Genomic DNA, 22,665 nt, shown 5'->3' with positions numbered 1-22,665 from the left:
CAATGAGCCACGCTGACTGACGGCCTTGGCTTGCCGCTCACATCCCGACCGCCACGATCCCGGCCTCAACCGAACCTATGCCGAGATGGCAAGCCATTACGGCACGGCCATCTCGCAGCCCGGCCGCGGCGCCCAAAAGATAAGGCAAAGGTCGAAGTTGCGGTGCAAGTCGCGCAGCGATGGATTTTGGCGCGGCTGCGCAACCAACGCTTCTTTTCGTTGGCGTGACCTGCCACTGAGCATTTCCTCCAGAAGGATTCAGAGTCCGCCCCGAAGAAGGACGGACAGATGAAGCGAGCAAGGTTCACGGAAGAGCAGATTATCGCAGTGTCGAAGGCGCATGAGGCCGGGGCGAAGACGGCCGACCTAGCTCGCAAGCACGGGGTCTCCGAAGCGACGATCTACAATTGGAAGGCCAGCTCGCAATGGTTGGCACGCAAGATCGCGAGCTATGGCGGAATCTGGGTGATGACGGTGTGAGGAAGGCGGCGTATCGAGGCGGGTGACGAGCCTGCCAGAACCTCTCGAGGAGAGCGATACGCCATGACCGAGACTACCAATGTTCTTGCTTTCCGTCAGCCGTCCGCGGTTGATGATCCACTGACCGATATCGTTCGAGCCGGCGCGCGGGACCTGCTTGCCAGGGCGATCGAGATCGAGGTTGGCGCGTTTCTGGCCAGCACGGCCAATCTGACGCTGCCCGACGGTCGAGCGCGCCTGGTCCGACATGGGCACGGTCCGGTGCGCGAGATTGCGACCGGCATCGGTCCGGTGGAGGTCGCTCGTCCCAAGGTCCGCGACCGCGGAGCGAGCGGGCCAGGCGACCGCCTCCGCTTCAGTTCGGCAATCCTGCCGCTATGGGCGCGGCGGACGAAGAGCCTGGATGCCTTGATCCCGGTCCTCTATTTGCGCGGCATCTCGACCGGCGACTTCCAGGAGGCGCTCTCGGCGCTGCTCGGCAAGGATGCGCCGAACCTGTCGCCTTCGGTGATCGCCGGCCTGAAGGCCGATTGGCAGGTCGAGTACGAACGCTGGCAGAGACGCGATCTGTCGGCGCGTCGCTATGTCTACATCTGGGCCGATGGCGTGTACCTGCAGGCCCGCATGGAAGATCACAGCGAATGCATGCTGGTGCTGATTGGCACCACGCCGGAAGGCAAGAAGGAGCTGATCGGCTTCCAGGTCGGCGTGCGCGAGAGCGCGCAGAGCTGGCGCGAACTCCTGATCGACCTGCGGCAACGCGGGTTACGGATTGCCCCGCAACTCGCCATCGGCGACGGCGCCCTCGGCTTCTGGAAGGCACTGGACGAGGCCTTTCCCGGCACGCGGCACCAACGATGCTGGTGCCATAAAGTGAGCAACGTACTCGACAAGGTCGCCAAATCCGTGCAGGGCCTCATGAAGAACGACCTGCGGAACATCTATCTGGCCCCACACCGGGCCGAAGCTGAAACCGCGATCGACGTCTTCGTCGAGAAATACCACGTCAAATACGGACGTGCGGTGGAGTGCCTGATCAAGGATCGCCATGCGCTGCTCGCCTTCTTCGACTTCCCTGCTGAGCACTGGATCCACCTACGCAGCTCGAACCCGATCGAGAGCGTCTTCGCCACGGTGCGCCACCGAACGGTGCGGACCAAGGGATCGCTGTCGCAACAAACCGCGAAGCTGATGGTGTTCAAGCTCATCGACGCCGCATCGAAGACCTGGCGGCGATTGAAGAGCACGAACCAGTTGCCGAAAGTCATCGCCGGTGTAAAGTTCATCGACGGAATCGAAGTCATTCCGAACACTGAAAGCCACGCCGCCTGATCAGGCCGCGTCACCCAAAATCAGCCATAGCTCCAAGATCGCCGCGATGGGGCATACCGTCCGCATTATTCCGGCTCAATTCGTCAAGCTGTAAAGTCCAACAAAAGTGACATCATCGATGCCGCAGCGATCGCGGAAGCAGTGACGCGACCAACAATGCGCTTCGTCGAAATACGGTCGCCCGAACACATTGACCTGCAAGCGCTGCATCGTGTTCGCGATAGGATGATTTCGCAACGGACGTGCCTCATAAATCAGATGCGCGCTTTTTGCCTTGAATATGGGATCGCTATTCACCAGGGCGCCGGCAAGTTCAAGGCAGATCTGCCGAGGGTTTTGGCAGATGAATCGAATGATCTAACGTCGGCCATGCGTCGCATTCTTGCATCTACATTCGACGAGCTGCGGCAGCTGGAGCTGCGGATTGCTGAAGTCAACCGCGAGATTGAGGCGATTGCCTCTCAAAGCGATACTGCACGTCGATTAATGACTATCCCGGGCATTGGGCCACTCGCGGCGACAGCGCTTTTGGCAGCAGCTGGATCTGCCCGACAGTTCAAAAAGGCCCGCGATATGGCAGCTTGGCTGGGTCTTGTTCCTAGAGAATAGAGCTGGCCCCGCAAATTCGGACAGTAGCTTGAGTGGATTTTCTGCCTGACAGCGGCGAGGATTCTTGCTGCGAATCAGGAGCGAAGATGACGAAGAAGAGCCGCCGGACGCATTCTCCGGCATTCAAGGCGAAGGTTGCTTTGGCTGCGGTCAAAGGCGACAAGACACTGGCGGAGCTGGCGCAACTGTTTGATGTTCATCCGAACCAGATCACGATCTGGAAAAACCAGCTCCTGGAAGGCGCCGCCGGCGTGTTTGGGCATGACAAGACATCGGCCGAGACGCCGGTCGATTTGAAGGCGTTACATGCCAAGATCGGCGAGCTGGCGTTGGAAAACGATTTTTTGTCCGGCGCGCTCACCAAGGCGGGCCTGCTGAGCGCAAAGCGATGATCGACCGCGATCATGATCTTTCTATCGTGCGCCAGGCGAAGGTCCTGAAGCTGGCTCGCAGCACGGTCTACTATGAACCTCGGCCAGTTTCGGCCGAGGACCTTGCCTTGATGCGTCGGCTCGATGAGCTGCATCTCGATTATCCCTTCGCGGGAGCGCGTATGCTGCGATCGTTGCTGCGGCGGGAGGGCGTATACGCCGGTCGCCGCCACATCGCGACGCTGATGAAGCGCATGGGGATCGAGGCGGTCTATCGTCGCCCGAACACGAGCAAGCCGGCTCCGGGTCACAAGATCTACCCGTACCTGTTGCGCGGATTGAAGATCGAGCGGCCCGACCATGCGTGGGCAATGGACATCACCTAAATTCCGATGCGGCGTGGCTTCGTCTATCTCGCGGCGGTCGTCGATGTGTTCAGCCGACGGGTCCTGGCCCATCGCGTCTGAGCTATGCGGGAAACTGGGTGATGACGGAATGAGATAGGCGGCGTATCGAGGCGGGTGTCGAGCCTGCCAGAACCTCAAGGAGAGCGATACGCCATGAACGAGCATAGCAACATTGTCCCACTGCGTCAGCCCGATGAGATCGACGATCCACTGACGAATATTTTGCGATCTGGAGCTCGGCAGCTGCTTGCGCAGGCTGTCGAGATGGAAGCCGAGGCGTTTCTCGCCGCGATGAAGGGCTTGAAGCTTCCCGATGGCCGCGACCGCCTCGTGCGACACGGCCATGGTCCAGTGCGGACGATCCAGACGGGGATCGGCGCCGTCGAAGTCGCCCGGGTAAAGATTCGCGATCGCGCGGTGACCAGCGATGGCGAGCGGATCCGCTTCACCTCGGCGATCCTGCCGTTGTGGGCACGGCGCACGAAGAGCTTGGATGCACTTTTGCCGGTTCTGTACCTGCGAGGCATCTCGACGGGCGACTTCCAGGAGGCGCTGGCGGCGCTCTTGGGCAAGGATGCGCCGAATCTTTCTCCGGCGGTGGTTTCCAGACTGACGACGGAGTGGCAGCTCGAGTACGAGCGTTGGCAGAAGCGCGATCTGTCGGCGCGCCGGTACGTATACGTGTGGGCGGACGGCGTCTTCCTGCAGGCTCGCATGGAAGACCACAGCGAATGCATGCTGGTGCTGATCGGCGCGACGCCGGAAGGCAAGAAGGAACTCATCGGCTTCCAGGTCGGCGTGCGCGAGAGCACGCAGAGCTGGCACGAACTGCTCGTCGAGGCGAAAACCCGAGGGCTGAAGATCGCCCCGGAAATCGCCGTCGGTGACGGCGCGCTCGGCTTCTGGAAGGCGCTCGACGAGGTCTTTCCCGCCACGCGACATCAGCGGTGCTGGGTGCACAAAACCGCGAATATCTTGAACAAAGTCGCAGTGTCGGTACAGGCCAGCATGAAGAAGGACCTGCGCGAGGTCTATTTGGCGTCCAACCGAGCTTCGGCCGAAGTGGCGATCGATGTCTTTGCCGAGAAATACGGAGCGAAGTACGACAAGGCGGTCGAGTGCCTGACGAAAGATCGCGACGCAATGCTTGCGTTCTACGAATTCCCCGCCGAGCATTGGGACCACTTGCGGACGACGAATCCCATCGAAAGCGTGTTCGCGACGGTCCGGCACAGAACGGTGCGCACGAAAGGTTCGTTATCGTCAACGACTGCCAAGTTGATGGTGTTCAAGCTGCTCTGCGCCGCATCAAAGACCTGGCGGCGGCTGAAAGGCACAAATCAGTTGCCGAAGGTCGTCGCAGGTGTCAGATTCGAAAACGGCATCGAGGTCATCCAAGTGCCGGAAAACCACGCCGCCTGATCGCCTCGTCACCCAAAATCCCGCATAGCTCATCGCGTCTCGATCACAATGGAGGCGGCCTTCTGCGTCGAAGCGGTCCAGGAGGCGTTGGCGAAGCACGGCAGGCCCGAGATTTTCAACACGGATCAGGGCAGCCAGTTCACCAGCCTCGAGTTCACCGATGTGCTGCTGGACGCGAAGATCGCCATCAGCATGGACGGCAAGGGCGCCTGGCGCGACAACGTGTTTGTCGAGCGGCTCTGGCGCACGGTCAAATACGAAGAAGTATATCTCCGCGCCTACGACAGCGTGTCCGAGGCGCGAGCGTCAATTGCCAAGTATCTGGCCTTCTACAATCAGGGACGCCCTCACTCGAGCCTTGACGGGCGCACGCCCGACGAGGCTTACTTCGGCACGCAAGCTATGGTGATGGCCGCATGACCGTCGCCGACGGTTTTGTCGTCGCTCTGGTCGGGCTACGCCCTCCCGACGCAACGACAAAACCGTAAAGCCCCGCGTTCAGCATAACCCGGCAGGAATCCACTTAAATCCAGCGGGGCGCTGTCCAAACAACCGGGGCCAGCTCTTTCTGTTCTACGCGCTACCCGACATAGGCATCCGTCTGACGCCGTTCGAGACTTCCTGGCTAGCGCTCGCATTGTGGGGCGGTGCTTATCAAACGGAGGTCTTCAGGGCCGCATTCGAAGCTGTGCCGAAAGGCGAAGTGACGGCAGCTCGCGCTCTCGGCTTGCCGGCGTTCCAGACCTTTCTTGACATCACACTCCCGATCGCGTTGCGCATCGCGATCACCGGAACAACAACCACGGCGATCACGCAGTTCAGGTCGTCCTCCTTCATGATCGTCGTCGGCTATCAGGAATTGACCTATGTCGCCAACCGGATCGTGTCAGATACGTTTAAAGTGTTTGAGACCTTCGGAATCGCTTGTCTCATGTACCTGCTGGTGTGCAGCATCCTAAGCGCTTTGTCTCGTACGTTCGAGCGCAGGCTCGCGGTTCCGGAGCTATGCGGGAAACTGGGTGATGACGGAATGAGATAGGCGGCGTATCGAGGCGGGTGTCGAGCCTGCCAGAACCTCAAGGAGAGCGATACGCCATGAACGAGCATAGCAACATTGTCCCACTGCGTCAGCCCGATGAGATCGACGATCCACTGACGAATATTTTGCGATCTGGAGCTCGGCAGCTGCTTGCGCAGGCTGTCGAGATGGAAGCCGAGGCGTTTCTCGCCGCGATGAAGGGCTTGAAGCTTCCCGATGGCCGCGACCGCCTCGTGCGACACGGCCATGGTCCAGTGCGGACGATCCAGACGGGGATCGGCGCCGTCGAAGTCGCCCGGGTAAAGATTCGCGATCGCGCGGTGACCAGCGATGGCGAGCGGATCCGCTTCACCTCGGCGATCCTGCCGTTGTGGGCACGGCGCACGAAGAGCTTGGATGCACTTTTGCCGGTTCTGTACCTGCGAGGCATCTCGACGGGCGACTTCCAGGAGGCGCTGGCGGCGCTCTTGGGCAAGGATGCGCCGAATCTTTCTCCGGCGGTGGTTTCCAGACTGACGACGGAGTGGCAGCTCGAGTACGAGCGTTGGCAGAAGCGCGATCTGTCGGCGCGCCGGTACGTATACGTGTGGGCGGACGGCGTCTTCCTGCAGGCTCGCATGGAAGACCACAGCGAATGCATGCTGGTGCTGATCGGCGCGACGCCGGAAGGCAAGAAGGAACTCATCGGCTTCCAGGTCGGCGTGCGCGAGAGCACGCAGAGCTGGCACGAACTGCTCGTCGAGGCGAAAACCCGAGGGCTGAAGATCGCCCCGGAAATCGCCGTCGGTGACGGCGCGCTCGGCTTCTGGAAGGCGCTCGACGAGGTCTTTCCCGCCACGCGACATCAGCGGTGCTGGGTGCACAAAACCGCGAATATCTTGAACAAAGTCGCAGTGTCGGTACAGGCCAGCATGAAGAAGGATCTGCGCGAGGTCTATTTGGCGTCCAACCGAGCTTCGGCCGAAGTGGCGATCGATGTCTTTGCCGAGAAATACGGAGCGAAGTACGACAAGGCGGTCGAGTGCCTGACGAAAGATCGCGACGCAATGCTTGCGTTCTACGAATTCCCCGCCGAGCATTGGGACCACTTGCGGACGACGAATCCCATCGAAAGCGTGTTCGCGACGGTCCGGCACAGAACGGTGCGCACGAAAGGTTCGTTATCGTCAACGACTGCCAAGTTGATGGTGTTCAAGCTGCTCTGCGCCGCATCAAAGACCTGGCGGCGGCTGAAAGGCACAAATCAGTTGCCGAAGGTCAGCGCAGGTGTCAGATTCGAAAACGGCATCGAGGTCATCCAAGTGCCGGAAAACCACGCCGCCTGATCGCCTCGTCACCCAAAATCCCGCATAGCTCGCGGTTCCGGGGCTGGGAGTAGTTAAATGAACAACTGGGTTTGGCCTGTCACCCTTTACCTTGGTAAGGGCCTTTTGGTTACTTTGTGGATCTCGCTGCTCACCGTCATTTTGGCGACAATGCTTGGTCTCCTGATCGCGGCGCTGTCGCAAAGCACGCTCACGTTCGCGCGCTTTGTCGGACGGCTTTACGTTGAGTTGTTCCGCGGCGTGCCGTCGCTTATGATACTCCTCTTCGTGTTCTTTGCCCTTCCGCAAATTGGTCTCCGCACGGGCCCACTCACGGCCGCAATAATCGGATTGGGGCTCTGGGGCGGGGCGAACATCGGTGAGGTCTTTCGAGGCGCCTTGGATTCAATTCCACATCGCCAAGAGCAGGGCGCCCGAGCGCTTGGCTTGAGCGCAACGGAAGCGCTTGTGTTCGTCATTTTGCCACAAGCATTTCGGCGTGCGTTGCCGCCCTACGTCGGGCAGCTCACCGTTCTCGTCCAGGCGAGTGCACTGACGTCCGTTGTCGGCGTGTCGGATCTCTTGGGATCGGCGCGTCAAATGATAGAAAGACTAGCGTATGTCGGAACCGGAGACTCACACGCCATCGAGATCTATCTGGGCGTGCTGAGCATATTCTTTGTGATCTGCTACGCGTTGAGCGGGCTGGCCAGTATGATCGAACGCTGTCTTCGAGTCTGAAAACAATTCCTAGTCGATCGAAACCTTCTAGGGAAAGGCAATTGCGCCGTTTGAGCGAACCCGCTCGACTCCATCGAGCGCTTTGCGCGGAGACATGTTCTAGGGTCCAGACTCAATTGAGCCAATATGCGACGAGAGCGGCGAGATGAACAGCGGCCAAAAAATTACGGGCGAGCTTGTCATATCGCGTGGCGATGCGCCGGAAGTCCTTGAGCCTGCAAAAGCAGCGTTCGATGACATTTCGTCCTTTGTAGGCGCGTTTGTTGAAGCGATGGATGACGACACGGTTAGATTTATTGGGGATTACGGGCTTGGCGCCACGACGAATGATTTCGCCGCGAAGCTTGTCGCCATCATACCCTTTGTCGGCGAGGAGCACGCTCATGGGTGGCGCGAGCGCCAGGACATCGGGAGCCGCAGCGATATCGGCATCCTGGCCTGGAGTCAGATGCAGGACGACCGGCCGGCAGAGCGGATCGCTCAGCGCATGGATTTTTGTCGTGCGGCCTCCGCGCGAGCGGCCGATTGCTTGATTGTGCTCCCCCCTTTTCCGCCGGAGGCACACCGGTGAGCTTTAATCGAGGTCGAGTCGAGCGACAGTACGACGCCGTCTTCGCCAGGCTTGGCCAGCGCTTCGAAGATTGCGCACCATCGTCCTCGCTTGGCCCAGCGATTGAAGCGATTGTAGATCGTCGTGTAAGGGCCGTATTCACGTGGACAATCACGCCATCGTGCACCCGATTGCAGCATGTGAATGATGCCGCTGACGATGCGTCGGTCGTCGTCCCGATCCGGCCCCGTCAGTCCCCTCGGCAGATGCGGTTCGATACGCGCCCATTGCCTGTCGTTCAGCCAAAACAAACCAGCGCGCATTCTCTCGCCCCCGAATCAACACGTAGGCAAGAGAATCACGTGGCGCTATTTAGGTACAGACCCTAGTTCAAGCAAAGCCCAAACTGCACCGAGAGCGCGCCCACGCCAGTCAGATCATCGCCTAAAAAGCGGCCGTGCGGACGGCCAGAGTCGAATCCTCTTGGTCTGGACTCGCATCATCATACCGGACGGCAACTCGATCGTGCTGGAGCGCCAGCCGGGCGCCGACAGTGGTGGTTATGCCGGACTCGAGGACGATGTCGACAACCACTGGGGCATGCTATTCAAGGCCGCCGTTCTCTCGACCATGCTCAGCGTCGGAGCAGAGGCGGCACGAGCCAAATGAGAACAACCTCGTTCAAGCGATCCGTAGCGGTGCGTCCATCAGCATCAGCCAGACCGGCCAATTGGTCGTGCAGCGTCAGCTCAACATCCAGCCGACGCTGACCATCCGGCCAGGTTTCCGGTCCGCGTGATCGGCACGCGCGATTTGGTGCTGGCGCCCTACAGCAATGGAGGAGCGCCATGACGAAGCTCAAGCTTGGGCCGCTTGAAGACGACAAGCCAGTCAAGCTCACGACCGAGCTGCCGGCGGCGGTCTTTAGGGATCTCAGAAGCTACGCCGAGATCCTGACGCATAGCGTAGGTCTGATGACGCGGACCGAGCCTGCTAAACTGATTGCGCCGATGATCGAGCGTCGCATGGCGACCGACCGCGCCTTCGCGAAAGCACGGCGAAATACACTCAGCTCGCACCTCGGTCATAGCGTTCACGACGCAGGTCAAGAAACGGACGCAACGATGGATTGCCGTTAGCTTGCCGCCAGTAAGCGCGAAAGCTGAGCACAGGGTTTGCCGGTTCGGGAAGGCAAGGCGTCCAGCCATAAGATGTATTGGCCGAACAATTCGGTCGTCAAATCGGCCGGCGCCTGAACCCTGCCGCTATCGGCGAGAAAGCGGGCAAAGAACTTCAGTGCTTTCCAGCATTGGTGACGCGTGCTAGGTGACGACGATGCATGATGCCCCCGGAACGCCTCGGCATAGGGAGCAACAAATTCGGCTGGAAGATTGGGTTGCCCGAGGTCGAACCGCTGCGCCGGTTCGCCCCACGCATCCCGGAACGGCATCGTCAACTTAATCGACCGCCGAGCCGAAGGAGACGATTCTCAGAGGTCGAGAGTCGGCGATAGCGCTTGTCATGGAGATCTCGCGCCAAGTCGCAAAGGCTCGCCCGCGCGAAGCACGACGGAAGTCGGCAGTGACGGCTCCAGAATAGGGGATGTGGAAAAGGTTCGCGACCTGATCGTGAACTGACAGAAACCGTTGAGCCTGACGGGACGATTTGAAACGCTCCATGATCCGCTCGCGCCGCCGCGTCGGCTGATGAGAATTCTCGGCCCAATTGTTGAGAGCTTTGTGCTGGCGATGTTCGACGTGAAAGCCCATCTTCGCCCTCGCAGCGCCGTACGAACGCAGCTTATCCGTGATCATCACGCGCGGCGGCGTGCCGGCGGATTTCAAGAGCTTCTCATGAGCCGCGGCGCAGCGCGCGAGTCTCTTCGGCGCTGGATCAAGACGTCGAGAACGAAGCCATTCTGGTCGACAGCGCGCCAGAGCCAATGTTGTTCGCCCGCGATCGAGATAACGACCTCGTCCAGATGCCATTTGTCACCGCGGGCGGGAGCGCGCTGGCGGATCCGATCGGAGAACAGCTTGCCGAATTTCCGTCCCCACTGGCGCACGGTTTCATAGGTCACGCCAATGCCACGCGCCGCCAGGATTTCCTCGACCATCCGCAAGCTTAAGGGAACCGGAAATACAACCAAACGGCATAGCTGATCACTTCCGGTGGGAAGCGATGGCGGCGATAAAGAGGGGCCCGGGCGGTCGGCATGCCGGTCGTCTACCCCATCGGCCACCCCTATTCGTTAACTTGACGGTGCCGGTTGGGAGTGAGCCTACAAGCTTTGGCAGGCGACCAACTCAACGAGTTAAGGTATTCTGGGGCAAACTCGGTCGCAGATCACCGCGCAAAGCCGGGACACCGACCAGATCAAGGAGATCACTGATGGCCCACAAGAAACTGGTCAATCAGAGCGGGTTGTTGCTTACAGTGTTACTCATCACGCGTGTTGGCTCGGAGCCCAACCAGTCCGTGACGACGCGCGGCAGCAGCTGGGATAACGTGCTAAACACACATGACACGCTGGCCTTTAGCGGAGCGGACGGCCTGAACGTGGTGGGCTCGAATACGTAACCGCGGTCCACGGCGCTACGACCACCGACTCTCTACGGCCTGAACGCCGCCGGCAGTTTGATGGAAGCTCCCGTCGGCGACTAACGCGTCCCGGAAATCCGACGCTTTGTCGTGCTGAACATCGTCACCTTTCTGTGATCTTCCAGACAGTGCGTCGCGCCGCCAGTTAAGCCTGTGGTCAGGCATAGGCAAAAGCGAATCCCTTTAAAGCGATCGTCAACGACGACTATCGCAAGGCCCAGAGAAGCCGGAAACGGACCGGCGCTTCCCCACATGATGCTCCGGTCCCTATCCAATTCTGAACCGATGATGTGACGCCGACCATGCTGCCCAGTTCTCAACAGGCCCGAGATGTGGCCTATCAGCTTCACGCCTATACCAACGCGCGGTCGCACCAACGGGCCGGGCCGCTCATAATTGAACGCGGCGAGGGCCCCTACGTCTTCGACACGGCAGGAAAACGCTACCTCGATGCGATGGCCGGTCTCTGGAGTGCGGGTCTTGGCTTCAGCGAAAAGCGGCTTATCGAAGCCGCGCATCGCCAGATGCAAATCCTGCCATTCTATCATACCTTCGCATCACGATCGAATGGGCCTTCCATCGCGCTTGCCGAGAAGCTGGTGAAGATGTCTCCGGTGCCAATGAGTAAGGTGTTCTTCACAAATTCCGGCTCGGAAGAGAGCTGGCCCCGCAAATTCGGACAGTAGCTTGAGTGGATTTTCTGCCTGACAGCGGCGAGGATTCTTGCTGCGAATCAGGAGCGAAGATGACGAAGAAGAGCCGCCGGACGCATTCTCCGGCATTCAAGGCGAAGGTTGCTTTGGCTGCGGTCAAAGGCGACAAGACACTGGCGGAGCTGGCGCAACTGTTTGATGTTCATCCGAACCAGATCACGATCTGGAAAAACCAGCTCCTGGAAGGCGCCGCCGGCGTGTTTGGGCATGACAAGACATCGGCCGAGACGCCGGTCGATTTGAAGGCGTTACATGCCAAGATCGGCGAGCTGGCGTTGGAAAACGATTTTTTGTCCGGCGCGCTCACCAAGGCGGGCCTGCTGAGCGCAAAGCGATGATCGACCGCGATCATGATCTTTCTATCGTGCGCCAGGCGAAGGTCCTGAAGCTGGCTCGCAGCACGGTCTACTATGAACCTCGGCCAGTTTCGGCCGAGGACCTTGCCTTGATGCGTCGGCTCGATGAGCTGCATCTCGATTATCCCTTCGCGGGAGCGCGTATGCTGCGATCGTTGCTGCGGCGGGAGGGCGTATACGCCGGTCGCCGCCACATCGCGACGCTGATGAAGCGCATGGGGATCGAGGCGGTCTATCGTCGCCCGAACACGAGCAAGCCGGCTCCGGGTCACAAGATCTACCCGTACCTGTTGCGCGGATTGAAGATCGAGCGGCCCGACCATGCGTGGGCAATGGACATCACCTACATTCCGATGCGGCGTGGCTTCGTCTATCTCGCGGCGGTCGTCGATGTGTTCAGCCGACGGGTCCTGGCCCATCGCGTCTCGATCACAATGGAGGCGGCCTTCTGCGTCGAAGCGGTCCAGGAGGCGTTGGCGAAGCACGGCAGGCCCGAGATTTTCAACACGGATCAGGGCAGCCAGTTCACCAGCCTCGAGTTCACCGATGTGCTGCTGGACGCGAAGATCGCCATCAGCATGGACGGCAAGGGCGCCTGGCGCGACAACGTGTTTGTCGAGCGGCTCTGGCGCACGGTCAAATACGAAGAAGTATATCTCCGCGCCTACGACAGCGTGTCCGAGGCGCGAGCGTCAATTGCCAAGTATCTGGCCTTCTACAATCAGGGACGCCCTCACTCGAGCCTTGACGGGCGCACGCCCGACGAGGCTTACTTCGGCACGCAAGCTATGGTGATGGCCGCATGACCGTCGCCGACGGTTTTGTCGTCGCTCTGGTCGGGCTACGCCCTCCCGACGCAACGACAAAACCGTAAAGCCCCGCGTTCAGCATAACCCGGCAGGAATCCACTTAAATCCAGCGGGGCGCTGTCCAAACAACCGGGGCCAGCTCTCTTTTTCATCAGAGCTGGAGACAGCCCGCTTTTTCGGCAGATTGGAGGGATTCAAACCTCCAGATCGCGCCAAAATCCGCCGAGCAGGGGCCGGAGCCCTGATCGGACAGGCGCGGAAGGAAATGCGGCAGGCGCTTCGGCCGGAGACTTGTCGGCACGTCACCTCATTCCGGTATTGGAGATCGGTCCATATGAAGACTCTTCGCCTTCTGACAGCGGTCAGCATCGCGGCGCTCGTTGCCGCCCCGTCGGTCGCCTCGGCCCAGCAAAAGACCCTTTACGTCGCCGGCTACGGCGGCTCGTTCGAGAAGACGATCCGCGACGAGGTGATCCCGGCCTTCGAGAAGGAGAACGGCGTCAAGGTCGAGTACGTCGCCGGCAACTCCACGGACACGCTGGCCAAGCTCCAGGCGCAGAAGGGCAATCAACAGATCGACGTCGCCATCGTCGACGACGGCCCGATGTACCAGGCGATCCAGCTCGGCTTCTGCGGCAAGCTCGACGGCTTGCCGGCCGATCTCTACGACACCGCCCGCTTCAAGGACGATCGCGCGGTCGCGATCGGCATCGTCGCGACCGGCCTGATGTACAACACCAAGGTGTTCAAGGAGAAGGGCTGGGCGCCGCCGACTTCGTGGAACGACCTGAAGGACGCGAAATACGCCAAGCAGCTCGTCATCCCGCCGATCAACAACACCTACGGCTTGGAGGCCCTGGTGATGCTGTCGAAGATGAACGGCGGCGGCGAGACCAACGTCGATTCCGGCTTCAAGATCTTCAAGGAGCAGATCAATCCGAACGTGCTGGCCTATGAGCCGTCGCCGGGCAAGATGACCGAGCTGTTCCAGTCCGGCCAGGCCGTGATCGCGGTGTGGGGCACGGGCCGTGTGCAGAGCTTCGCCAATACCGGCTTCCCCGTCGACTTCGTCTATCCGAAGGAAGGCGCGGCGACGCTGCTGACGACGGCGTGTCCGATCGCCAAGCCGAATGCCTCGCCACTCGCTGCGAGCTTCGTCAAGATGCTGCTCGATCCCAAGATCCAGCTCGTGATGCTGAAGGATTACGGCTACGGCCCGGTGCTGAAATCGCTGGTGATCCCGCCGGAGCTCGGCAAGATGGCGCCGATCGGCGAGCGCGCGGCCAAGCTCTACAATCCCGACTGGACCGTCATCAACGAGAAGCGTGAGGAGTGGACCAAGCGCTGGAATCGCGAGGTCGAGCGCTGATCGGTCGCGGCGGAGACAGCGTCATGGCCTATCTCGAGCTCGATCGGGTCGCAAAGCAGTTCGGCGCGCAGACTGTGGTCGACGACTTCAGCCTGTCGGTGGGGAAGGGGGAGTTCATCTCCTTCCTCGGCCCGTCCGGCTGCGGCAAGACCACGACATTGCAGATGATCGCGGGCTTCCTCGACCCCACGCGCGGCGCGATCCGCCTGGAGGGCAAGGACCTCACCGCGGTTCATCCGGCCAAGCGCGGCCTCGGCATCGTGTTCCAGAGCTACGCGCTGTTTCCGCACATGACGGCGGCGGAGAACGTCGCCTTTGGCCTCGAGATGCGCAACGTGCCGCGCAGCGAACGGGCCGATCGCGTTCGGGCCGCGCTGGCGATGGTGGGGCTCGCCGGCTACGAGGACCGCCATCCGCGCCGCATGTCCGGCGGCCAGCAACAGCGCGTGGCGCTGGCACGCGCGCTGGTGATCAAGCCGAGCGTGCTGCTGCTCGACGAGCCGCTGTCGAACCTCGACGCAAAACTGCGCGAGGAGATGCAGATCGAGCTGCGCCAGATCCAGCGCACCATCGGCACCACCACGATCCTGGTCACGCACGACCAGAACGAGGCGATGTCGCTGTCCGACCGCATCGTGGTGATGAGTCAGGGCAAGATCGAGCAGATCGGCACGCCGCAGGAGACCTATGAAAGGCCGGCATCGGCTTTCGTCTCGCAGTTCCTGGGCAAGACAAATGATTTTCCCGGGATGATCGACCGGGTCGTATCGCCTACCCAGTTGGTGGCAGGCTCCTGGCGCGCGCCGGCGCCGGCCGGGCTCGGCGGACCCGTGACAGTGAGTGTTCGCCCCGAACGAATCGGCTTTGGTGATACGGGGCTCAGCGCCAAGATTATCACGCGCATCTTTCAGGGGAATCACTGGCTGTTTCAGTGCGATAGCGAATGTGGTCCGGCCATCGTGATCCGTCAGAACGATGGCAAGCCGCAGCCAGCCGAAGGCGAGGCAGTACGTCTCACGTGGCGGCCGGAGGACATGAGCGTGCGCGGCGGAGCCTCCGCATGAGCATGGCCGCCGACGAACGAAACGCCCGTGCGCCCTGGGCGCTGACGGCGCCGGCCTTGATGTTGTTTGTCGGCGTGCTGCTGATTCCGCTGGCGATGACGGTGATGCTGTCATTCCACGATTGGGGCCAGTACAAGGGCATCGAGCCGGTCTTCATCCTCAAGAACTGGCACGAGATCGCGACCGATCCCTACTATGCAGAAATGTTCTGGCGGACGTTTCGCGTCGCGATCCTGACCACGCTGCTCACGGCCTTGCTGGGAGCGCCCGAAGCGTACATCCTCAACCGCATGAGCGGCCGCTGGAAGAGCTTTTTCCTGCTGGTCATTCTCGGGCCGCTCTTGATCTCCGTCGTCGCGCGCACACTCGGCTGGGCGCTGCTGTTCGGCGGCAACAATGGCCTCGTCAACAAGCTTCTGATGTCGCTCGGGGTCATGCGCTCCCCCATCCCCTTCATGTTCACCGAAACAGGAATGATCATCGCGCTTGCGCACGTGATGATGCCGTTCATGGTGCTGTCGGTGTGGGCCGCGCTCCAGCGCCTCGATCCGCAGATCGAGAATGCCGCGATGTCGCTCGGCGCCGGCCCCGTTACCATCATCCGCCGCATTGTCATGCCGCAGATCCTGCCCGGCGTGCTGTCGGGGGCCATCATCGTGTTCTCGCTCTCGGCCAGCGCCTTCGCGACGCCAGCGATCATCGGCGGTCGACGGCTCAAGGTCGCGGCGACGCTCGCCTATGACGAGTTCCTCAACACGCTGAACTGGCCGCTCGGCGCCGCGGTCGCGACGCTGCTGCTGGTCGCGCTGGTGCTGATCGTCGTCGGCAGCAACGCGTTGATCGAGCGACGCTACGCGGAGGTGTTCCGATGAGACGGAACGGCCCGCTGGCGCTGATCTTCCATGCCATCTTCGTCATCGTCATGGTGGCGCCGATCCTGGTGGTCTGCCTCGTCGCCTTCACGCCAGAAGGCTTCCTCTCCTTGCCGACCAACGGATTCTCGCTGCGCTGGTTCAGGACGATCGCGAACTATCCCGAATTCATCCACGCCTTCTGGGTCAGCCTCGGACTCGGCGCGCTCTCGTCCTTCGTCGCGCTTCTGTTCGCGGTGCCGGCGGCGCTCGCGATCGCGCGCTACCGCTTCCGCGGCCGCGATGCGCTGGCGGCGCTGTTCCTGTCGCCGCTGATGATCCCGCATGTCGTGCTCGGCATCGCCTTTCTGCGTTTCTTCACTTCAGCTGGCCTCGGCGGCAGTTTTGCCGCGCTGATCATCGCGCATGTCATCATCGTGTTTCCGTTCGCGCTGCGGCTCACGCTGGCGGCGGCAACCGGCATGGACCGCACCGTCGAGATGGCGGCGGTCTCGCTCGGCGCCGGCGGCTGGACATTGTTCCGCCGCGTGACGCTGCCGCTGATCCTGCCCGGCGTCATCAGCGGCTGGGCGCTCGCCTTCATTCAGTCCTTCGACGATCTCACCATGACCGTCTTCCTTGCCACGCCCGGTACCGAAACGCTGCCGGTGCGCATGTTCCTCTACATCCAGGACAACATCGATCCGCTGGTGACGTCGGTCTCGGCCTGCGTGATCGCGATCACCATGACCGCCCTCATTCTGCTCGATCGCTTCTACGGGCTCGACCGCGTGCTCGCCGGCAAGGGCGATACGGGGCGATAGGAGAACCTATGCCAGGAGAATATGACGTCGCCGTCGTCGGCGGGGGATTGCTCGGCTCCGCCGTTGCCTGGGGCCTCGGCCGCCTCGGCAAGAAGGTGGCCGGCTCGACGAAGGCGATATCACCAAGCGCGCCTCGCGCGCGAATTTCGCGCTGGTCTGGGTCCAGAGCAAGGGCTTGGGCATGCCGGCCTATACGGTCTGGACCGTGCAGGCGTCGCAGGCGTGGGGACGACTCGCCTCCGAACTGAAGCAGCAGACCGGCCTCGACGTCTGCCTCCAGCAGAACGGCGGCTTTCACCTCACGCTCGGCGAGGACGAATTCGGCCAGCGCACCGAGCTCGTCAAGCGCATGCACAACCAGGCCGGCGCGGCCGACTACAAGATGGAGATGCTTCCCGCATCCGAGGTGAAGAAGGCGCTGCCGCTGATTGGCCCGGAGGTCTCCGGCGGCAGCTATTGTCCGCTCGACGGCCACGTCAATTCGCTGCGCACCTTCCGCGCGTTTCACACCGGCTTTAGGGCGTTCGGCATCGACTATTTTCCTGAGCGGCCGGTCTCGTCGATCAGCAAGAGCGGCGGCGAGTTTCGCCTGACGACGCCGAAGGGCGAGCTGCGCGCCGCCAAGATCGTGCTGGCCGCCGGCAATGCCAACCAGACCCTGGCGCCGATGGTCGGTCTCTTTGCTCCGATGGGACCGACCCGAGGCCAGATCGTCGTGACCGAGCGCACCATGCCGTTCCTGCCGCATCCACTGACCACGATCCGCCAGACCGACGAGGGCACGGTGATGATCGGCGACAGCAAGGAGGACGAGCTCGACGACCGCGCGCTGAAGCATTCGATCAGCGCAGTGATGACCGACCGCGCGCAGCGCATGTTCCCGCATCTGTCGCGGCTCAACGTCGTCAGGAGCTGGGCCGGCATCCGCGTCATGCCGCAGGATGGTTTTCCGATCTACGACCAGTCGGAGACGCATCCCGGCGCCTTCGTGGCCTGCTGCCATTCCGGCGTGACGCTCGCTTCCAACCACGCCTTCGAGATCGCGCGCATGGTGGCGCAAGGCGCGCTCGAGCCGGAGCTTGTCGGCGCGTTCTCGGCCAGCCGCTTTGGTGACGCGGGCGCAGCCAACAACAGCGGCTATTAGAGATTTCAGGAAGGAGCCAAGGGGTATCCCCATGTTCAGGCGATCCGAACAGGACAAGCGTCCGCAAGTGCAGATCTTCGTCGACGGCGTTGCCGTCGCGGCGCGCCAAGGTGACACCGTCTCCGCCGCGCTGCTGGCCTCCGGCGTTGACGCACGGCGTTCCACCGCAGTGAGCGGCGCGCCGCGTCTGCCTTATTGCATGATGGGCGTGTGCTTCGACTGCCTCGTCACCATCGACGGCGTCGGCAACCGGCAGGGTTGCCTCGTGCCCGTCGCCGAGGGCATGCAGGTCGAAATCCAGAAGGGCAAGCGGGAGATCGGAAAATGACTGTGGCTCCCAAGCGTGAAGCGTATGACGTGGTGGTGATCGGCGCCGGGCCTGCGGGTCTTGCTGCTGCCGCGACATCCGCCGAGGCCGGCCTGTCGACGCTGCTGCTCGACGAGAACATCGGCCCCGGCGGCCAGGTGTTCCGCGCGATTTCCTCGACGCCGGTCACCGAGCGCAATCAGCTCGGCGCCGATTATTGGGTCGGTGCCGATCTCGTGCAGGCGCTGCGTGCGAGCGGCGCCGAAATCATCCATCGTGCGACGGTCTGGAGCCTCGACCGCAATCTCGAGATCGCCGTCTCGGTCGGCGGCGCATCCGCCTTCGTCAAGGCCAGGCGCGTGATCCTTGCGACCGGCGCGCTGGAGCGGCCGTTCCCGATTCCCGGCTGGACGCTGCCGGGTGTGATGACGGCGGGTGCGGCGCAGACCATGCTGAAATCGTCGGCGCTGGTGCCTGACGGCCGCACGGTGATCGCGGGACAGGGGCCTCTGCTATGGCTGCTCGCCGCGCAAATCCTCCGCCTCGGCGGCCGCATCGACCGCATCCTCGACACCACCGAGCGCGGCAATTACTTCGCGGCGCTGCCTCATGCCTTTGCCTTCCTGACCTCGCCCTATTTCAGCAAGGGCCTGTCGATGATGCGCGAGGTGAAGGCGAAGGTGCAGGTCGTCTCCGGGGTGACCGAGCTCTCCGCGTCCGGCGACGGTCAACTCGCAAGTGTGAGCTATGTCGCGGGCGGCAAGCGCGAGACCATTCCAGCCGATCTGCTGCTGCTGCATCAGGGTGTCGTGCCCAACGTCAATCTGGCGATGTCAGCCGGTGTCGAACATCGCTGGGACGATCTGCAATTGTGCTGGTCGCCGGTGCTGGATGCGAGCGGCAATTCGTCGGTCGCGGGCATCGCGATCGCCGGTGATGGCGCGGGCATCGGTGGTGCGAATGCCGCGGTGGTGCGTGGCCGCATCGCGGCGCGCGCGGCGGTGGAGGCGCTGGCGCCCGCGGACGCTGCGAAGCTTCCGGCAATGGCAACGCTCCGCTCAGATCTCGCCAAGGCCGAGCGCGGCCGTGTCTTCCTCGACACGCTGTTCCGCCCCGCGACGCAGTTCCGCATTCCCTCGGGCGATACCATCGTCTGCCGCTGCGAAGAAGTGACGGCAAAGGACGTTCTCGATTCCGTCGCCATTGGTGCAACCGGGCCGAACCAGCTCAAGGCCTATCGCCGCACCGGCATGGGTCCGTGCCAGGGCCGGCTCTGCGGCCTCACAGTCACCGAGCTGATGGCGCAGGCGCGCGGCAAGTCCCCGCAGGAGATCGGCTATTACCGGCTGCGTGCGCCGGTGAAGCCGATCACGCTCGCCGAGCTCGCCGCCGTTCCCAAGAGCGAAGCCGACGTCAAGGCCGTGGTGCGCGGATGACCAGGAATGTGGATGCGATCGTCGTCGGCGGCGGCATCCACGGATGTTCGACCGCGCTGCATCTGTGCCTCGCCGGCTTGAAGCCGGTGCTGATCGAGAAGGACTATGCCGGCCGCCATGCCTCGGGTGTCAATGCTGGCGGAGTCCGTCAGCTCGCACGGCACGTCCCCGAAATCCCGCTCTCGATCCGCTCGATGGGGATCTGGGAGAAGATTTCCGAGCTCGTTGATGACGATTGCAGCTTCGAGAGCTACGGCCAGGTGCTGGTCGCGGAGAACGAGGAGGAGCTCGCGATCTGCCGCGCGCGTGTCGCCGAGCTCAACGCGCTCGGCTTCACCCATGAGGAACTGATCGACACGACTGAATTGCGGCGCCTCGTGCCGGCCGTCGCCGAGACCTGTCCGGGCGGCGTGGTCTCGCGCCGTGACGGAGCCGCCAATCCGGCGCAGACGACGACGGCATTCCGTCGCAAGGCCGAGCAACTCGGCGCGACCGTGCGCGAGGGCAGGGCCGCCGGCAACATCCGCTACAACGACGGGCTCTGGCACGTCGACGTCGGCTCGGACACCTATGCTGCGCCGGTGCTCGTCAACGCCGCGGGCGCCTGGGCCGGCAAGATCGCGGCTGATCTCGGCGAACCCGTTCCGGTCGAGACGGTGGCGCCGATGCTGATGATCACCTCGCGCGTGCCGCACTTCATCGATCCCGTCGTGATCCTGCGCGGGCGCAAACTCTCCTTCAAGCAATTCAAGAACGGCACCGTGCTGATCGGCGGCGGCCATCTGGCGACGCCGTATCAGGACCGCAACGAGACGGTGCTGGACTGGAAGAGTCTTGCGACCAGCGCGCAGACCGTGTTCGAGCTGTTCCCCGTGATGCGCAGCGCCACCATCGTCCGCGCCTGGGCGGGCATCGAGGCGAAGATGAAAGACGATCTGCCCGTGTTCGGCCCGAGTAGCCGACACAAGGGTCTGTATCACCAGTTCGGCTTCTCGCTGCACGGTTTTCAGCTCGGTCCCGGCGCCGGCGCCGTGATGGCAGAGCTGATCGTCAACGGCGGCAGCCAGACCCGCGTCAGCGATCTCGGCATCGACCGCTTCCATCCTTCCACGCACTAGAGACAAGAGGACATCATGAGCATCACCCGTAGCATCCGCACGCCCATCATGCACCGCGCCGTCGAGGCAGGCGGCTTCGTCTTCCTCGGTGGAACCATTGCCGACGACACGTCGGTCTCGATGGGCGAGCAGACCCGCAACATCCTCGGCAAGATCGCCGGCTATCTGAAGGAGGCCGGCACCGACAAGTCTCGCGTCGTCAGCGCCTCGATCTTCGTCACGGATCTCTCCAAGAAGAAGGAGATGGATGCGGCCTGGACCGAGTTCTTCGGCGACAATCTCCCCACCCGCGCCACCGTCGGCGTCGCCGATCTCGGCGGCGGCGCGCTGATCGAGGTGGTGGTGACCGCTTTGAAGGGTTGATGGCGCACGGCGACGGAGGACGACGGCGCCTTCGGCACGGTCGTCCTCCGCGCGCCCCGCCTTGATCTTGCCCTTCGATCGTCGGAATCGGGCTTCGCCTGCCTTCGATCTACCCGCCTCCGCCCGGTTCCAGCGCCTCGCCGATCTCCAGCGGATGGGCCATGGTCTCGTGCAGCGCGTCGCGGTCGAGCTCGCCTTCGGAGATGCTGATGACGACGCAGGCGACGCCATTGCCGATCAGATTGGTCAGCGCGCGGCACTCGCTCATGAACTTGTCGATGCCGACCAGGATCGCGATCGACTGGATCGGAATGTCAGGCACGATCGAGAGCGTTGCCGCGAGCGTGATGAAGCCGGCGCCGGTGACGCCCGAGGCGCCCTTCGAGGTGATCATGGCGATGCCCAGAATGCCGAGCTCCTGCCAGATGGTCAGATGCGTGTTGGTCGCCTGCGCCAGGAACAACGTCGCCAGCGTCATGTAGATGTTGGTGCCGTCGAGATTGAAGCTGTACCCCGTCGGAATGACGAGGCCGACCACCGAGCGCGAGGCGCCGAGATGCTCCATTTTCTGGATCATCTGCGGCAGCACCGTCTCGGAGGATGAGGTGCCGAGCACGATCAGGAGCTCGTCCTTGATGTAGGCGATGAAGCGCAGGATCGAGAAGCCCGCCAGCCGCGCGATCGCGCCGAGGACGACCAGCACGAACAGGATGCTGGTGAGATAGAACGTGCCGATCAGCGCCGCGAGGTTGAGCAGCGAGCCGAGGCCGTAGGCGCCGACGGTGAACGCCATCGCGCCGAAGGCGCCGATCGGCGCGACGCGCACGATGATGCGGATGATGCCGAAGAACATCTTCGCGGCCTTGTCGATCGCGTCCGCAATGGGCTCGCCGGCCTTGCCGAGGAAGGCGATGGCGAAGCCGGAGAGGATCGAGATCAGCAGCACCTGCAGGAGGTCGCCGCGCGCGATGGCGCCCAGATAGCTGTCGGGGATGATCGCCATCAGATGGGCGACGATGCCCTCTTCCTTGGCCTTGGTGACGTAGGTCGCGACCGATTTCGGATCGATCGTGGCGGGATCGATGTTGAAGCCGTGCCCGGGCTGGAGAATCTCGCCGACCAAAAGTCCGACCGCGAGCGCGACGGTCGAGACCGTCTCGAAATAGATCAGCGACTTCAGCCCGACCCGGCCGACGCGCTTGAGGTCGCCCATCGAGGAGATGCCGTGCACCACGGTGCAGAAGATCACCGGCGCGATCATCATCTTGATCAGCGCGATGAAACCGTCGCCGAGCGGCTTCAAGGCCTTGCCGAGATCAGGATAGAAATAGCCGATGAGCACGCCGAGCGCGATCGCGATCAGCACCTGGACATAGAGGATCTTGTACCAGGGCTGGTGCCGGCGATGAATGGCTGGCTGGATCGCGATTTGTGTCATGGAGTGTGCCCCGGAAC

Annotated in this window: 19 protein-coding genes and 9 pseudogenes; 24 read left to right on the top strand and 4 right to left on the bottom strand. The window is 62.4% G+C overall.

Translation table 11 applies throughout. From position 1 onward, the window contains the following. Nucleotides 1–46: 46 nt before the first annotated feature. The 10 genes and pseudogenes from ABIF91_RS08860 to ABIF91_RS08815 all read left to right on the top strand — a co-directional run. Nucleotides 47–225 (top strand): annotated as a pseudogene (locus tag ABIF91_RS08860) (IS21 family transposase); the annotation flags it as partial. 63 nt (nt 226–288) lie between these two features. Then, nucleotides 289–417: pseudogene (locus ABIF91_RS08855) on the top strand (transposase); the annotation flags it as partial. A gap of 126 nt (nt 418–543) precedes the next feature. Next, on the top strand, nt 544–1,812 hold the full coding sequence (locus tag ABIF91_RS08850; protein ID WP_038379337.1) for an IS256 family transposase: 1,269 nt from the start codon (nt 544–546) through the stop codon (nt 1,810–1,812). A gap of 34 nt (nt 1,813–1,846) precedes the next feature. Next, a pseudogene (locus tag ABIF91_RS08845) lies at nt 1,847–2,418 on the top strand (IS110 family transposase); the annotation flags it as partial. Between the two features lie 89 nt (nt 2,419–2,507). Continuing rightward, nucleotides 2,508–3,256, top strand: a pseudogene (locus ABIF91_RS08840) (IS3-like element ISRj2 family transposase); the annotation flags it as partial. A 96-nt stretch (nt 3,257–3,352) separates the two neighbouring features. Next, a complete protein-coding gene (locus ABIF91_RS08835; RefSeq protein ID WP_424578651.1) occupies nt 3,353–4,621 on the top strand; it encodes an IS256 family transposase in 1,269 nt (422 codons plus the stop codon). A 24-nt stretch (nt 4,622–4,645) separates the two neighbouring features. Next, nucleotides 4,646–5,041, top strand: a pseudogene (locus tag ABIF91_RS08830) (transposase); the annotation flags it as partial. A gap of 217 nt (nt 5,042–5,258) precedes the next feature. Next, nucleotides 5,259–5,660, top strand: coding sequence for an ABC transporter permease subunit (locus ABIF91_RS08825; protein ID WP_424579055.1), 402 nt, complete (start codon nt 5,259–5,261; stop codon nt 5,658–5,660). A 56-nt stretch (nt 5,661–5,716) separates the two neighbouring features. Next, a complete protein-coding gene (locus ABIF91_RS08820) occupies nt 5,717–6,985 on the top strand; it encodes an IS256 family transposase (RefSeq protein WP_014497957.1) in 1,269 nt (422 codons plus the stop codon). Between the two features lie 57 nt (nt 6,986–7,042). Then, complete coding sequence (locus tag ABIF91_RS08815; RefSeq protein ID WP_424579054.1) at nt 7,043–7,705, top strand: amino acid ABC transporter permease; 663 nt, start codon at nt 7,043–7,045, stop codon at nt 7,703–7,705. A gap of 112 nt (nt 7,706–7,817) precedes the next feature. On the opposite strand, the gene ABIF91_RS08810 is transcribed toward ABIF91_RS08815, so the two are convergent. Further along, a protein-coding gene (locus tag ABIF91_RS08810) for an IS5 family transposase (protein ID WP_110115998.1) occupies nt 7,818–8,578 on the bottom strand; the annotation gives its coding sequence in 2 pieces (ribosomal slippage) (nt 7,818–8,239 and nt 8,239–8,578; 762 coding nt in all). A 127-nt stretch (nt 8,579–8,705) separates the two neighbouring features. Between ABIF91_RS08810 and ABIF91_RS08805 the strand changes: the two are divergent. Both ABIF91_RS08805 and ABIF91_RS08800 read left to right on the top strand, forming a co-directional pair. Further along, nucleotides 8,706–9,107, top strand: a pseudogene (locus ABIF91_RS08805) (TrbI/VirB10 family protein); the annotation flags it as partial. After that, nucleotides 9,104–9,394, top strand: coding sequence for a DUF2274 domain-containing protein (locus ABIF91_RS08800; protein WP_011084496.1), 291 nt, complete (start codon nt 9,104–9,106; stop codon nt 9,392–9,394). The pseudogene ABIF91_RS08805 and the gene ABIF91_RS08800, both read left to right, overlap by 4 nt. Here ABIF91_RS08800 and ABIF91_RS08795 read toward each other — a convergent pair. Both ABIF91_RS08795 and ABIF91_RS08790 read right to left on the bottom strand, forming a co-directional pair. Next, complete coding sequence (locus ABIF91_RS08795) at nt 9,391–9,705, bottom strand: hypothetical protein (RefSeq protein WP_011084497.1); 315 nt, start codon at nt 9,703–9,705, stop codon at nt 9,391–9,393. The two genes, ABIF91_RS08800 and ABIF91_RS08795, sit on opposite strands and share 4 nt — an antisense overlap. A 7-nt stretch (nt 9,706–9,712) precedes the next feature. Next, nucleotides 9,713–10,472, bottom strand: a pseudogene (locus ABIF91_RS08790) (IS6 family transposase). 174 nt (nt 10,473–10,646) lie between these two features. Here ABIF91_RS08790 and ABIF91_RS08785 point away from each other — a divergent pair. The 12 genes and pseudogenes from ABIF91_RS08785 (at nt 10,647) to ABIF91_RS08730 (ending at nt 21,210) form a co-directional block, all read left to right on the top strand. After that, nucleotides 10,647–10,835 (top strand): hypothetical protein, encoded by a 189-nt coding sequence (locus ABIF91_RS08785; RefSeq protein ID WP_014498007.1) that lies wholly within the window; start codon nt 10,647–10,649, stop codon nt 10,833–10,835. Nucleotides 10,836–11,158: 323 nt separating this feature from the next. Continuing rightward, nucleotides 11,159–11,512: pseudogene (locus tag ABIF91_RS08780) on the top strand (aminotransferase class III-fold pyridoxal phosphate-dependent enzyme); the annotation flags it as partial. Nucleotides 11,513–11,601: 89 nt separating this feature from the next. Then, nucleotides 11,602–12,731 (top strand): IS3-like element ISRj2 family transposase gene (locus ABIF91_RS08775; RefSeq protein WP_129557670.1). Its coding sequence is split into 2 segments (ribosomal slippage): nt 11,602–11,854 and nt 11,854–12,731, totalling 1,131 coding nucleotides; the frame shifts between segments, so codons are not numbered across the junction. A 337-nt stretch (nt 12,732–13,068) separates the two neighbouring features. Continuing rightward, nucleotides 13,069–14,103 (top strand): ABC transporter substrate-binding protein, encoded by a 1,035-nt coding sequence (locus tag ABIF91_RS08770; protein WP_028178979.1) that lies wholly within the window; start codon nt 13,069–13,071, stop codon nt 14,101–14,103. 23 nt (nt 14,104–14,126) lie between these two features. Further along, complete coding sequence (locus ABIF91_RS08765) at nt 14,127–15,167, top strand: ABC transporter ATP-binding protein (protein WP_028178980.1); 1,041 nt, start codon at nt 14,127–14,129, stop codon at nt 15,165–15,167. Next, nucleotides 15,164–16,039, top strand: a complete 876-nt coding sequence (locus tag ABIF91_RS08760) for an ABC transporter permease (RefSeq protein WP_028178981.1) — start codon at nt 15,164–15,166, stop codon at nt 16,037–16,039. The genes ABIF91_RS08765 and ABIF91_RS08760 overlap by 4 nt, the downstream gene beginning before the upstream one ends. Continuing rightward, nucleotides 16,036–16,842 (top strand): ABC transporter permease, encoded by an 807-nt coding sequence (locus ABIF91_RS08755; RefSeq protein WP_028178982.1) that lies wholly within the window; start codon nt 16,036–16,038, stop codon nt 16,840–16,842. Before ABIF91_RS08760 ends, ABIF91_RS08755 begins: the two co-directional genes overlap by 4 nt. 8 nt (nt 16,843–16,850) lie before the next feature. Continuing rightward, nucleotides 16,851–17,986, top strand: a pseudogene (locus tag ABIF91_RS08750) (NAD(P)/FAD-dependent oxidoreductase). 31 nt (nt 17,987–18,017) lie between these two features. After that, nucleotides 18,018–18,314, top strand: a complete 297-nt coding sequence (locus ABIF91_RS08745) for a (2Fe-2S)-binding protein (RefSeq protein WP_028178984.1) — start codon at nt 18,018–18,020, stop codon at nt 18,312–18,314. Then, nucleotides 18,311–19,729 carry an NAD(P)/FAD-dependent oxidoreductase gene (locus ABIF91_RS08740; RefSeq protein WP_284282672.1) on the top strand — a complete coding sequence of 473 codons (1,419 nt, stop codon included), beginning with the start codon at nt 18,311–18,313 and terminating at the stop codon, nt 19,727–19,729. The genes ABIF91_RS08745 and ABIF91_RS08740 overlap by 4 nt, the downstream gene beginning before the upstream one ends. After that, nucleotides 19,726–20,847, top strand: a complete 1,122-nt coding sequence (locus ABIF91_RS08735; RefSeq protein WP_028178986.1) for an NAD(P)/FAD-dependent oxidoreductase — start codon at nt 19,726–19,728, stop codon at nt 20,845–20,847. The genes ABIF91_RS08740 and ABIF91_RS08735 overlap by 4 nt, the downstream gene beginning before the upstream one ends. A 15-nt stretch (nt 20,848–20,862) precedes the next feature. Then, nucleotides 20,863–21,210, top strand: coding sequence for a RidA family protein (locus ABIF91_RS08730; RefSeq protein ID WP_028178987.1), 348 nt, complete (start codon nt 20,863–20,865; stop codon nt 21,208–21,210). A 109-nt stretch (nt 21,211–21,319) separates the two neighbouring features. Here the strand turns inward: ABIF91_RS08730 and ABIF91_RS08725 are convergent, their stop codons facing one another. Beyond that, a complete protein-coding gene (locus ABIF91_RS08725; protein ID WP_028178988.1) occupies nt 21,320–22,648 on the bottom strand; it encodes a dicarboxylate/amino acid:cation symporter in 1,329 nt (442 codons plus the stop codon). Between the last annotated feature and the right edge of the window lie 17 nt (nt 22,649–22,665).

This window comes from Bradyrhizobium sp. USDA 241 (genome assembly GCF_049739505.1).
In the GTDB taxonomy this organism is placed as follows: domain Bacteria; phylum Pseudomonadota; class Alphaproteobacteria; order Rhizobiales; family Xanthobacteraceae; genus Bradyrhizobium; species Bradyrhizobium liaoningense.
Note: the sequence above shows the minus strand (reverse complement) of the source record. Positions and strands in the feature narration are given on the sequence as shown.